The organism is Mesorhizobium sp. BHscii (assembly GCF_053848065.1).
The window spans coordinates 141,685-153,983 of sequence record NZ_JBSPKW010000015.1 but is presented as its reverse complement, the minus strand read 5'-3'; the positions used below and the strand labels follow the sequence as shown (position 1 = coordinate 153,983).

At 57.0% G+C, this 12,299-nt stretch carries 9 protein-coding genes and 1 pseudogene; 3 read left to right on the top strand and 7 right to left on the bottom strand.

All coding sequences use genetic code 11. The features are described 5' to 3' along the window. The 4 genes and pseudogenes from ACWTU7_RS21020 to ACWTU7_RS21005 all read right to left on the bottom strand — a co-directional run. Positions 1 to 135, bottom strand: a pseudogene (locus ACWTU7_RS21020) (co-chaperone GroES); the annotation flags it as partial. Between the two features lie 469 nt (positions 136 to 604). Beyond that, entirely contained in the window at positions 605 to 1,480 is an 876-nt protein-coding gene (locus tag ACWTU7_RS21015; RefSeq protein ID WP_455840066.1) for a hypothetical protein, read from the bottom strand. A gap of 123 nt (positions 1,481 to 1,603) precedes the next feature. Further along, on the bottom strand, positions 1,604 to 2,551 hold the full coding sequence (locus ACWTU7_RS21010; protein ID WP_455840072.1) for a LysR family transcriptional regulator: 948 nt from the start codon (positions 2,549 to 2,551) through the stop codon (positions 1,604 to 1,606). Positions 2,552 to 3,026: 475 nt separating this feature from the next. Continuing rightward, positions 3,027 to 4,403 carry an alpha,alpha-trehalose-phosphate synthase (UDP-forming) gene (locus ACWTU7_RS21005; RefSeq protein ID WP_455840065.1) on the bottom strand — a complete coding sequence of 459 codons (1,377 nt, stop codon included), beginning with the start codon at positions 4,401 to 4,403 and terminating at the stop codon, positions 3,027 to 3,029. Between the two features lie 573 nt (positions 4,404 to 4,976). On the opposite strand from ACWTU7_RS21005, the gene ACWTU7_RS21000 reads away from it, so the two are divergent. Further along, positions 4,977 to 5,687: a winged helix-turn-helix domain-containing protein gene (locus ACWTU7_RS21000; protein WP_455840064.1), complete on the top strand. Its 711-nt coding sequence runs from the start codon at positions 4,977 to 4,979 to the stop codon at positions 5,685 to 5,687. Between the two features lie 437 nt (positions 5,688 to 6,124). After that, positions 6,125 to 7,228 carry a cytochrome-c peroxidase gene (locus tag ACWTU7_RS20995; RefSeq protein WP_455846536.1) on the top strand — a complete coding sequence of 368 codons (1,104 nt, stop codon included), beginning with the start codon at positions 6,125 to 6,127 and terminating at the stop codon, positions 7,226 to 7,228. Positions 7,229 to 7,640: 412 nt separating this feature from the next. On the opposite strand, the gene ACWTU7_RS20990 is transcribed toward ACWTU7_RS20995, so the two are convergent. Beyond that, a complete protein-coding gene (locus ACWTU7_RS20990; RefSeq protein ID WP_455840062.1) occupies positions 7,641 to 9,902 on the bottom strand; it encodes an nSTAND3 domain-containing NTPase in 2,262 nt (753 codons plus the stop codon). A 638-nt stretch (positions 9,903 to 10,540) separates the two neighbouring features. On the opposite strand from ACWTU7_RS20990, the gene ACWTU7_RS20985 reads away from it, so the two are divergent. Beyond that, positions 10,541 to 10,831: a hypothetical protein gene (locus ACWTU7_RS20985; protein WP_455840061.1), complete on the top strand. Its 291-nt coding sequence runs from the start codon at positions 10,541 to 10,543 to the stop codon at positions 10,829 to 10,831. A gap of 416 nt (positions 10,832 to 11,247) precedes the next feature. On the opposite strand, the gene ACWTU7_RS20980 is transcribed toward ACWTU7_RS20985, so the two are convergent. Next, complete coding sequence (locus ACWTU7_RS20980; protein ID WP_455840060.1) at positions 11,248 to 11,658, bottom strand: S1/P1 nuclease; 411 nt, start codon at positions 11,656 to 11,658, stop codon at positions 11,248 to 11,250. Then, positions 11,589 to 12,182, bottom strand: coding sequence for a S1/P1 nuclease (locus ACWTU7_RS20975; RefSeq protein ID WP_455840059.1), 594 nt, complete (start codon positions 12,180 to 12,182; stop codon positions 11,589 to 11,591). Before ACWTU7_RS20975 ends, ACWTU7_RS20980 begins: the two co-directional genes overlap by 70 nt. Between the last annotated feature and the right edge of the window lie 117 nt (positions 12,183 to 12,299).

Here is a 12,299-nt window from a genome sequence, read left to right as displayed (position 1 = left end):
GGCGATGATCTCGCCTTCCTGCGGCTTTTCCTTCGCCGTATCCGGGATGATGATCCCGCCGGCGGTCTTGGATTCGGATTCGACCCGGCGAACGACCACACGGTCATGAAGTGGGCGGAATTTCGACTGTGCCATTTTGGATTCCCTGGTGCGGATGTTGAACGGTTCCCCGTTGCCGGAGCGCGATTAGCACTCACCGAGGCCGAGTGCTAACAAAGGGGGTGGATAGGCGGTTGGCGGTTGCAAGTCAAGGCGCGAAGAACGGCAAAACCGAGCCGAAGGAAGGTGAGCTGAGGGCCTATATCGTTCTCCAGAAGGAGCAGGAGCATGGGCTCATTTCTTGCATCTATACCCCCCACAGAGGCGGCGGCCGTCAGTGGGGGCATCAAGGCCGTTTACAATGCGATCGACAGACGCGTCGTCGATACTGTGCCTTGCACTGTTCGTTTTCTCGGTTTTCGGCGTGATGCGGTTCTCGTATTCGATGAGGGACGATAGGCGGATATTTGCCGCCAATCGTCAGGATCGTTTCGCTTCAAACCGCGCTGGCGAGGTCGTCCGCTGCTGGTTAGGTGCTCTGCTTGAGCAGCCAAAGGACTGAAGATCAGACCTGCGGCTTGATATCATGTTGCGGGGTCGAGCCGCCGTTGAAAAAGTTCTTCGCCTTCTTGAACTGGTCAGTGGAGTTCGCATTCACGAGCTGCTGGAAGTTTTCATAGTCGGGCCCGCCTTTTCGGATCCGGCGTGCCTGTACGACGCTGATGACCTCGGTATAGTCGATGTCCACATTGACTCGTTGCGTCGACGAGCAGCAGGATTTCAGCTCAAGGAAGTTCTGTTTGAACTCGATCTGGCGCAGAACGATCGCTCCGTAATCGTAATATCCGCCTGCCCCATTATCGAGAAGGTAGCTCTGGTAGGTACACGTCAGCGCCTTGTATTGCTGCGCCTTGGCGTTGGCGCTGAAAGTGATGTCACCCATCGCGGTCAGGAAGGACTCGAAATCCGTCAGCAGCGATGCCCCGTCGGTGATGATCGCTTGGGCAACCAAGGAAAGGAACGTGGCTGAGACAGAAGTGCCGAAAACTTCTTTCGAATAACTTTTCTGGTTTTGCGCTCCGATCGAAAGATTCGGAATGTTGCTAAGAACGTCTGCCCAGATTCCGATGTCCAGCTTTTTTGAGTCGATGTTAGGATAATTGGAATGCAAGTAGTCGTAGATGAGTCCGCCAATCGCCAGAAGATTGTCCTCATTCTCATTCAAGATTCCGCTATACATACGGTCACGGGTTTTCTGGCCGATAAGGTGAAACTGTACCGTCCCTTGATCGTTGGCAATCATGTCGTCTCCCGGAGGTGCGGCATTTGCCAGCGAAAGAACCAAGGGCCTTGCGTGGAAGTACGCGCGAGCGGCCTTATAAATGTTGTCAGAATATTCTTTTTCACGTTCCTTAACATCAAGCGAAAATACGTTGGACATCTTATTCTCCTATGTGAGAGCTAGGGTTGCTTGTGAAGTGGTGAGGCGTCTGGAGTGCGTGCACTATCAGCTGACTTTTATGTGCCTCTGGCTGAATAGAATGCCGGTCAAACGGGGAGAGTCTTAGGAGGAAACATCCGTTATTGCCCTCCCACTTTGTGATATTTGCGTCAGCTCTGTTTGCGAAGCCGCTGCGGTGATCTCGTGGCGAAGCCAGCGGTGCTCCGGGTCGCGATGGCAGCGTTCGTGCCAAATGAGAGCGACCTCGTAGGGGGTCAGTTCCACGGGCGGATCGACAATCGCCAGGGGCAGCAAGGCGGCGATCCGCGTCGCGACGCGCCGTGGGACAATCAGCACCAGATCGCTCGCCGCGACTGACGCGGCTGCCGTCAATATGTTGGAAACCAGCACAGGATCGCGATCCAGGAGATCTAATTTGACCAATTCATCATGCACCCGGCCGAACCCGTCCTTGGAGTCTGAGGCGAGGGCAGCGTGGTGCAAGGTCGCGAAGGTATCGATCGTCCATTCTCGCGCCAGGGCTGGGTGATCATGGCGTAGCAGGCAGGCAAAGCGGTCGGCATAGAGCGTACGGCGCAAGTAACCCAGTGGTGCAGCCTCGATCTGCCCGATGACCAGATGGATTTCGCCTTGCTCAAGCCGCCGGAGCGCGCCGGCTAGAAGCGGGTCGGTGACGATATCGAGATTAGGCGCGTGCTCGCGCAGAAGTGGTAGGAGAGGCGGCAGCAAGATCAGCGCTTGGTGATCGGGCATCACCATTGTGGCTTTCGATCGCCATTCCCCTTGGGCGCAACTGCGGTCCATCATCGCGCGGATAGCATTCAAGACCGGCGGGAGGATCTTGGCAAGGCGCTCGGCCTGCGGCGTCGGAACCAGACTGCTTGATCCACGAACCACAAGATCGTCATTGAAAATTCCACGCAGCCTAGTCAGCGATCGGCTCATCGACGGTTGGCTCACGCCCATGTGCCGAGCCGCATGCGTGACGTTGAGGTGCTCCAACAGTGCCTCAAGAGCCAACAGCAATCTCAGGTCAATCGACGCCAGCATCCGTTGTTGCCGTGCGGCGCGCTCGCCATTGACAATGTGTGGCGCCCGCTCACTCCTGCTTGAACGATCCCGACTGTAAACGAGGTCCATGCCCCTCTCCTTATCTTTGTAGCGGTGTGCCTCAAGCTAACGTCTTGATAGTGGGCGTTGCGGGCCGAGCCTGCTGTTGACAATAGCGATGTCGCCAGTTGGTTCGACGTGGTTCAAGGTGACCGGTCTCGATCAGCGAAGCGTTCACAGTCGGTGCCGGCGACGAGCGCCTCCTGCGGCTTCGCTCGATGCAGGGGCAAAGCACTTGGCAAGGTGGAGGCGATCGCGTTGAGTAGGGGGTGAGCCCTCACTCGTGCCTGCAACTACCACGGCACATCGCCCGCCCTCGGCGAGGCAGGAATGCTGCCTCATTGATATGCTTGGGCCCAGCCTCACACTCGCGACACTGTCGCCGCGAGGCTGGGCCCACGAAGGGCGCCACACCTCAGGGCCCATTCAGTGACGAGAGAAAGTCGTTGCACCACTTGTGGACATTGTGCTCGCGAAGAATCGTCATGATCGCTTTCCAACGGTCAATCCGGTCCTCTCGCGGCAGAACAAGAGCCTTTTCCAGGGTGCCAGCCATCTCCTCCGTGTCATAGGGATTGACGAGCATCGCTGCGCCCAACTTCCTGGCGGCGCCGGAAAAGCGCGAGAGGACGAGGACGCCCGGATCCCTTGGATCCTGCGAAGCGACATACTCCTTCGCCACCAGATTCATCCCATCGCGAAGTGGAGTCACCAAACCGATACGTGCCTTCCGATAGAGGCCGGCCAGCTCCGACTGCTCGACCTCCTTATTAATGTAGTGCACAGGCACCGAATCGACCGTTCCGAATTCTCCATTAACGCGTCCTACCAGTTCGGCGACGTCCTTCTGAACCGCCATATATGCCGGTATACTTTCCCGGGACTTCGGGGTGATCTGCAGCAGCAACGTCTTGTCCACACGTGGCCCGTAGCGCCGCAGAAATTCGCCAAAGGCGACGATGCGTTTCTCGATACCCTTGGAATAATCGAGGCGGTCGACGCCGATCGCGATGTCATAGCCGGCGATCCTCGGATAAGTCTCCTGCAGACGCTCGTCGTGGGCCGCTTTCTCGGCGAGGCTTTCGAAGTTCGCGGTGTCTATGCTGATCGGAAAAACGCCGCAGCGAAACTCTTTGTCATAGGCTTGGTAGAAACCCCCTTCGACGAGTTTCCCTTGCTCCTCGCGGTCCAGACATTCGAGGAAGTTGCTGAGATCGTAATCGGTATGAAAGCCGACGAGGTCATAGAAGGAAAGCCCGCGCAGCAAAGTAGCGTACTTCGGGACGGTGGAGAGAATGTCCGCCGGCGGCCATGGAATGTGCAGGAAAAAGCCGATCCGGTTGCGGAAGCCCGCCTGGCGCAATTCTTCCGCCAGCGGAATCAAATGATAATCGTTCACCCAAATGACGTCGTCCTCGCTCAGGAGTGACTTCAACAGCTCTGCGAACATCTTGTTGACACGATAATACCCGGCCCTTCGTGCCTCGGAATATTCGGCGAGATCGGGGCGGCCATGGAAGATCGGCCAAAGAACCCTGTTCGCGAAGCCGTGGTAATATTCGTCCAGATCCTTCTGCGAGAGATCGACAAGTTGGTAGTTGATGCCGTCATCTTGCTGCGGGATCAGCGCCGGCGGGGCGGCCTCGGGTTTCACCTCCTTCGACCAGCCCATCCAGAAGCCGCTCCTTTCCCTGAGCGCCGCTTTCAGCGCAATGGCCATTCCGCCCGCTGGCAGCACCCCGTTTTCATCGCGCAGTGGAACCCTGTTGGATACGACGATCAGTCTACTCATTTCCATCTCCTTCGGTTGTTGCAGACACAACGAGAGCTCTTCGCTCCAGTTGTTTGTAAGTTGATTTGTATCCGGCGCAATCCTTTCGAAGGTAAATGCAACCAGAATTGGATAAATTGTGTTGTCGGACAAGTCTCGTGTGCCTTGATGATCGCTGTCATGCTCTCCTATACATCGGAACTACGGCAACAAATCCGTCTTAGCCGCAAGAATGTCAATGTTTTCGAGGTTTCAGATGAAATGAGGCTCAATCCGATTGGGAGATGTGCGCGCAGGCGCAGAACGCCTCATCACACTACCCTCAAGGCCGCAGGGGAGGGGATCCGCAGGGCCAAACACGGCATGTCGCGGGCGAGCAGCCAAAAGAGTAGGACGAACACTCTGAGCTAAATCGGAGAACACGGCCGAACAGCTTGGCGAGCTCGGTTCCTGGTTCACAGCTGCAGTCCCGTCTAGGACCTATGTATCTGCGCTATTGTGTCATGCGCCCAACGAAGATTGTCCCGCCTGCGGACCCTGCCTAATTTGGCTGATCGTCGCGGAAGCCAAAGCTGCATTCAACAGGGGGTAACCATGAAGAAGATTCTCGTTTTGAGTCAGGACGCTTCAACGAGAGAACTGCTCGTGGACCTCTTGTCCAAGCATGAGTTTAGGATCAGTGCGGTCGAAAACGGCCAACAGGCCGCCGGCAAAATGGTTTCTGAAGCGATCGATCTGGCAATTGTCGATCTGAGCCTCGACCGAGAGGACGGTTTGCAATTCGTTCGGGATTTTGGCGCCAACAGGGACCTTCCGATCATCATCATCAGCGCCGACTACCTGGATGAGTCCGATAAGGTGGTCGGTCTCGAAACCGGCGCCCGCGATTACATCACCAAGCCCTTTGGCCATCCGGAGTTCCTGGCCCGCGTGCGCGCCGCCGTGCGTCAGCGGCCGGGGCGTGAGCGAAATGCGATCTTTAATTTCGATGACTGGCAAGTCAGCACGAAACGTCGCCGCTTGCGTCGAGGGACGGATCATGAAGTAAAGCTCACTACGGGTGAGTTCAACCTGCTCATGGCCTTCCTCAAGAACCCAGGCCGGGTGCTTTCGCGCGAGCAGCTTCTGAAGGCCACCAGGGTCTATGATCAAGAGGTCTATGACCGCAGCATCGACGTGCTGATCCTGCGCCTTCGCCGTAAGCTGGCACACCGCTCGGCCCTGCAGTATATCCGCACCGAGCGCGGCGCCGGGTATGTTTTCGAAAGCGCCGTGGACGTTGAGGAGCTGAGGACGCGCCGCTAAGGCGGCGCCCTTCCTTTGTAGTCTATCATTCCTTCACCAACCACTCAGCGTATGTGGTTCACTCAAGGAGTGTTACCGGAGAGGCGCGACTATGTTGTCTGCCTGGCCGGCTACCGTGGCCGGCTTTGCGGGCGATAGACACCGAGTAGCTCTTCCGCGGGGGGGCGGGCCCGATCAGAAGCGTTAACGTATGCTTGCGCGCGTGGCCGTTGTGGCAGCCGCGGACATAAGATCGTGTGGACCGGTGTCGGCATGCGCCGGCCAACGTCCATTGTCGGGTTTGTCCGGCCCACGACGCTGCCGTGGTCGATTTGCACCCGGCTAGGGCCGAAAGCCGTTTGGCACACTTGTCCGAGTTCTTCCTGCGCCTTTGGCTCGATTTTTGCTCCTCTCCATCGCGACGCTGCAGATGCTGCCGAGGACGCCCCCAACCGCTGATGATGGGAAAGCGCGCTCATTTGGCGCGCAGGATCGGGTTTGGAAAAGGAGAGGCTTGTTTGGCGATTGGGTGGAACTTTCGGTATGCTGCACTCGGATTTTGTCTGCTCACCTCGACGGCGATGGGACAGGACAATCTGCTCGATCAAGCGAAATCGCTGTTCAGCCCCGTTCCCAAGGACCCGCCTGCCCTTGAGGGCAATCCGGCGACTGCAGAGAAGGTCGAACTGGGCAAGATGCTCTATTTCGAGCCGCGACTTTCGGAGGCGCAAAACATTAGCTGCAACACATGCCATCAAATCGGGCGCGGCGGCGCTGATGGCCGCCCCACCTCAATTGGCTTCAATTGGCAGCGCGGCGGCCGCAACGCGCCAACTGTGCTCAATTCAGTGTTCAACACCACTCAGTTTTGGGACGGTAGGGCGATCGACCTGACGGAGCAGGCCGGCGGGCCCATCGCCAACCCGATCGAGATGGGAAGCACCCCTGAGCACGCCGTCGACCAGCTCAAGGGCATTCCCGGCTATGTAGAGGCATTTCGCAAAGCCTTCCCAGATGAAACCGATCCTCTCGACTACGACAACATCGGGAAGGCGATTGCCGTCTTCGAGGCGACGCTGACCACGCCCAATGCGCCGTTTGATCGATATCTCGAGGGTGACGAAAAAGCGCTCACCGTTGAAGAGAAGAAAGGCCTCAGGCTTTTCATCGATAAGGGGTGCGTCTCTTGCCACAAAGGCGTCAATGTCGGCGGCGGTATGTACGCTCCTTTTGGCCTGGTCGAGAAGCCCGGCTGGGGCTTCCTGCCGCCCGACGATGAAGGTCGCAAACAGGTGACAGGTGAGATTGACGACCAATATGTCTTCAAAGTCCCCAGCTTGAGAAACGTCGAACTCACGGCCCCGTACTTCCATAGCGGCCGTGCGTGGGACCTCGAGGAGGTGGTGGCGGTGATGGGCACCACCCAGCTTGGCACCCGATTGGCCGCTGACGAAGTCTCAAATATCGTCGCCTTTTTGCGGACACTAAGCGGAGACCAGCCGCAGGTAACTTACCCGATCCTGCCGCCGAGCGTCGCCACGACACCTCGGCCAGCGCCGTGATCGCATGAGTTTGGTGATTCGTTGATTGCCAGCCGCCGTTTGCCTCCGCGACCGGCTCTCGGCCTGGAACAGGCGCTTTGACGATTACAGCGGCAACAATCCGGATAAATGTCAGGCTGACATAAAGTCCGCACGTGCAAGGGTTCGCGAGATCGAATTCGCGCTCAAGGCAGACGGCGCTATTCCGAAAAGCGAGCACGAGACGCATGCTCGACCGGATATTTCCAAACGCGCGCAGCAAGGAGATCGTGGAGTACGAAGGTCAGAAGTATCAACGTCGCTTCACGCCGCTCGAACGATCCCGTTCGAGAAAGTCCGTGACCTCCTGGGACAAGTTGTGGGTAAAGATCCAAAACTGAGCTTATAAGCAGCGAAAAAGCGTCTTGACTGCAAACGGCCGACGCCTCCCGCGTCATTCAGCATCGACGTCCCGAAATAGATTTTGAAGTCCTGTGGCTTGTGGGGTGGATGACGCCACGGGCGCGGATGTCGATGACGGTTCCTGATATTCATCTTCCATTTTTGACACGGCCAGGCGAACGGCGCTTTTCAACCGAATGAGCGGGGTATCATCATATTCGTACGGTGTGAGCACATCGCAAAGCTGGCTTATGGATTGTTCGAGTTCTGAAAAATGGTCGTCTGGGGGATATTCCGGATTCCAGTTTTTTCGCAATTTTTCGACATACTCCGGCAGACGAGGCAGCACTTCGGTGCGTGCGCACGATAGGAATTCTTCCATCTCATCAGGCTTAAAGACAGCCCGAAGGTCCGGCAATTCCAAAAAGCTTGCATCAGCGTCCTCAACCAATGCACTCTTGGCCGCTTCAACAAACGTCTGCCGCCTGCCCTCCGACAGGAGTCCCTGGCTGAAGAGCGTCCCCAGCAGCGTCGCGTCCGGGTCCGACTTGATCGGGGTAGCAAATATGCTCAAGCCCTTCAAAACAGATGGTCTACGCTCGATTATGAGTGAGGAGAACTTAGGGCTCGACCGGTAGGACAGGAATGTTCGAAGGAAATGATCCTCAACCTGCAAAATGCGATCAACCAGCAGCGCATGAAGTGCGTCGGGAACGACCAAAGGCGCTCCTCCAATAACCACTCCGGCGCAAACCACTTCATATAGGATTGAGTGAGGGTTGGCCCCGCGGAGGTAGATCTCGATAAGTTCGGGGCTGGTAGCCAGATAGCTTGAGAATGCGTCGCTGACTGTTGGATGTTTGTAGATCCAAAAAGGTCCTAGCTCGTCTTGGGCCAAGAGCAGAAGGCTTCCGTTCAACGCCTCCAATTGGTTGCGCGTTTCAGCCGGGGTAACGCCAAACGCATGTGCACCGCTTGCAAGATCTTCTGACGAAACCGGCGAGCGCACCTTACCGCCATTCAGAAACAGCACTGCAATGGCCGCTCTGCAATCAGGAGACATGCTCGCGATTGTCTCTTGAAGGAAGCTTTTTGGGTGTGAAAAGAATTTGGTCACTACGTGCTCAGACGGCTGCAAACCTCCTGCAAAGAAAGCCGACCCGAACCGGCGGGCTGTCTCTGGCAGAAAATCACTCCGTTCAGCTATCGCGGGAAGATAAGGTTTTACTAACGTGCGAAACCAGGTTGGCTGATCACCCATTTTGATATGATTGTACAGGATCTGAGCCTTCTCCGGTGTCGACAATTCATGCACGTCGATCACAACCTGGCTCTTATTTAGAACGGGCAAACTCGCGAGTTTAAGGTCGGATTTGGCGGCTTTCCAAATGTAATCTCGGGAAGTTATCAGGAAACGTGTTCCTTGACGTATGGCCCCATTCATCAACGGAAACACCTGGTTCCAGTCCTCAGCGCGTTGTCGCTGGTATTGGGTATTGCCCCATGCGTCATCGATCCAAAAGAACTGGCCCCCCTCGGGGCTAAGGTGTCGCTGAACCTCGGCCGGCGATGTCGCCCTGATCGTGTTGCTTTGCCAGATATCGGCGGCTCCGATCGCAATGCTCGCACCGATCGTGGACTTGCCGGCAGCAGGAGCGCCGAGCAACAAAACCAAGTTATGTTCGCTAATCGCTCGGACACTTCGCCGATGTGACTCTGTTACGACCAACCGCTGCAGATCGTCGCCCATCGCGCTCAAGATTAGTTGCGCTTGCGCATAGGCGCGCTGATCAAGCAAATCGTTGAGGCTACCAAGCCCATAGAGGCGAGGCACCATCATTCTTAAACGTGAGGATGTGCGAACCTGTCGAGTGATCCAGTCGCCGCCGAAGACCCGGCAGCGACCCACGCCTACGCCTTCAAAGGCGGCTTTGATAGCGAGCTCACTTTCGCCGGTAACACCATGGTTGGTGAGAATGATATAGTCCTTTGCCAGTCCTTTTTTTGCGAGCCGCTCGGCTTTCGGAAGCTCCTCTCCAAGCGATGACATTGTGAGATTCAATGACTGCCGCGAGGTAAATTTGCACTGAATAGTGGATTCGCCTGCCGCCGGATCATCACCTTCCCACCTCCCAACGAAAGCCCCGTCCCTGCCGGCGTCGTTGCTCGGAAGAAAGCTTTGCACTGGACGTCGCAGGCACTCCTCTGCGACACTGACGCATAAGTCCTGGAATGCTTTCCATCCCAAGAGATGCAGCGGGTACGGCGCCAACGCCGCAAGCAACAATGGATCGGGCTGAAGTTCATTTAGCATTGGACGACGATACCAGACTTTCGGTGACTCCTAACATGTCCCGATGCAAACCGGTCAATGGCCGGAAGAATCGATGGCCGATGCACCGCAGGTGCATCGCTCGTTCGGGCTGTCATACTGCACACGACTAGCTTCCAGGAACCCAAGACAAACTGGACGCGCTACGGACAATCAGACCGCGGGATTCGGTTTGTCATCGCCGATGCGATCAGATCAGGAAGGCCCGCGACCGGCACAGGGAATGGCGGCGTGCCTACTCTCGCACGTCCAGCTAGCGCCCCTCCGAGTGCACATCTGCCGGTTTGCTGAAAGCCGCAGCCAAAATCGCGTTTTGCGCGACCTTCGCGTTGGCTTGCGTGTAGCCAATGTTTCAGCAATCCTCGGTCGATGAGCGTGCGGGACGTTTGGCAAACGATTAGAGATAGCTTGGCCTCTAGCCTGGCTGGTGCCGTTGAGGACTGGAGCCGCTTGCCAATAACTGATGCCAGCCGGACTTCTGGCCTCGAGGCGTACTATCCACCAGCGGAGTTGGAACGACAGCGTGAAGGCGCTGAACGGGCAGCTGAGCGCGCTGCCTCCCACCTCGCCGCTGAGTTGGAGAAGGCAAATCTGCGCCGAGAACAGCGCCGCGGCCGACAATGATCCGCCGCTCTTTTGCCGAAGAGCTTGAAAGCGCCGCCGATCGCATCGCGGATATCTCGCGAGCGGATTTGCAGGTCATCCTTCGTCGCGCTGCCCTCTTGCTGAGAAACGTGGCTGGTGTGCCCCTGGAGCCTGCAATCGCGGATGCTCTGGATTCGATCGCCAGCGAGATTGGAATTGGCCGATCGGACCTCGTTCAGATCGTGTTGCACGAGTGGCTGGAGACCAACGCCTATCTGCCGGTGCGAACGATCGACGAGGAAACCGAGACAAACGGAAGCGCCTAGGTACAGTTCCGCGATCACGCCATTACGCGTCGGCGACCTGTCTGTTACTTTGTTCTGGCGGACTTGATTGCCCGCTTGGCCGGCGCCCTTACCCCAAAACCCGACCCGCCCAATGGGCGCCGGCCATTACCAGCACGGAAACAATAGGATGACCCTGACAAAGGTCGCGCAGGCATTATCAGGAACATGACCAAACTCTCGGATTTTGATTGCCGATGACCAAGAAAGGCCAGATGATGAAGCTGGCAAAGTGACCGTTAATCTTCTGCCGCTTGTGACGGTAGAAGGGCGCTTGGTGACAGGATATTCTGCTGGTGACATAATCCATTCAGGGCCTATGCATTTTCATGATTCGATGGCTCCCTGTCCTGTGGGGGAGCGTCGAACCGATCGCAGGTCGCCCAGTCTTCTGTCCGTTATTTGAATGCGTCATTGAGAACGTTGGCGAGCCTTGCCGCTGCCAGCGCTGCCTGGCTTCTGGCAACGTTTCGCGCATCGGTCTCATATGCGCGGGTCAGCACTGCCACAGTGTTTTCGCTCAGCACAGGCTCCGCATACGCAAACTTCTTGCCGAGCACGAAGCTCCCTTGGGTCCAAGCGTCCGGGTCCAGCAGCTTGGCTTTTGCGCTGTCGACCTGGAGCTTCGAGATGCCGGTCTTGTCATTAGCATCGAAGATCGCACCGAGCACCGAGACGTAACCTCCGAACATTCGATCCCAATAGACGTGAAGGTCGATTGTTTCGCCGGTCGCCGGCGTCACGTTGACTTCGTTGCCGCCGCGGTCGCCATCTGTGTTGATTGCAGAAATTCGCTCCGTCGCGTGCAACGGCTGGTGAATGTCTCCAATGAGATGCAGCAGCCAACCATGTCGTAGGAGCGAATGTCATCGGTCGCGGCCGACGTCGCCGGCAGCGCCGCGATGAACAGCTTCATCTGCGACACGGCATTGATCGGATCGGCATCGGAGAATTGCGTCCCGTCGGTCGAAAATCTGATGTCCTTGAAATGCCAGTAGCGGTGCATGTTTTTGTCTGCGTAGCCGATGTTCTGCCCCGTCGGCGTGTCGTCGTCCTTGGTGTAGCCGTGGGCAGAGTCTTTGATGTCATCCGCCCAAACGGCCGCATGAACGAAGGCGTATTGCGCTTTCTTGTCATCGGGCACGCCGGCGATCCAACTCGGATAGTCGGGGTTCAGCTTGATCAGTGTATCGACTTTGGCCTTCGCCTGCGGCGTCAGTTTTGAGTAGGCCACGGCGGCGACCTGCATGTGCCCGCCGTCCCACCAGGCCAGTGAAGGCGCCGATGACAGGATCAACGAAAGAACGGAACCAAAAACGAGCGCGCCACGCATGTATTCCTCCCCGGGACCGACTTTGCTGCTCTATCAGCTGTAGACGACGCGGCAATGACGGCAATGGTGCCTTCACGGAAGGTCGAACCTCTTCTGGATTCGACAACAAAAGCCAAA

Bases quoted from the DNA above. Each gene is read 5' to 3' on its own strand.
- ACWTU7_RS20995 (WP_455846536.1), top strand. From the start codon at position 6,125: ATGATGGGAAAGCGCGCTCATTTGGCGCGCAGGATCGGGTTTGGAAAA.
- ACWTU7_RS21010 (WP_455840072.1), bottom strand. From the start codon at position 2,551: ATGCTGGCGTCGATTGACCTGAGATTGCTGTTGGCTCTTGAGGCACTG.
- ACWTU7_RS20975 (WP_455840059.1), bottom strand. From the start codon at position 12,182: ATGCGTGGCGCGCTCGTTTTTGGTTCCGTTCTTTCGTTGATCCTGTCA.
- ACWTU7_RS21015 (WP_455840066.1), bottom strand. From the start codon at position 1,480: ATGTCCAACGTATTTTCGCTTGATGTTAAGGAACGTGAAAAAGAATAT.
- ACWTU7_RS21000 (WP_455840064.1), top strand. From the start codon at position 4,977: ATGAAGAAGATTCTCGTTTTGAGTCAGGACGCTTCAACGAGAGAACTG.
- ACWTU7_RS21005 (WP_455840065.1), bottom strand. From the start codon at position 4,403: ATGAGTAGACTGATCGTCGTATCCAACAGGGTTCCACTGCGCGATGAA.
- ACWTU7_RS20990 (WP_455840062.1), bottom strand. From the start codon at position 9,902: ATGCTAAATGAACTTCAGCCCGATCCATTGTTGCTTGCGGCGTTGGCG.
- ACWTU7_RS20985 (WP_455840061.1), top strand. From the start codon at position 10,541: ATGATCCGCCGCTCTTTTGCCGAAGAGCTTGAAAGCGCCGCCGATCGC.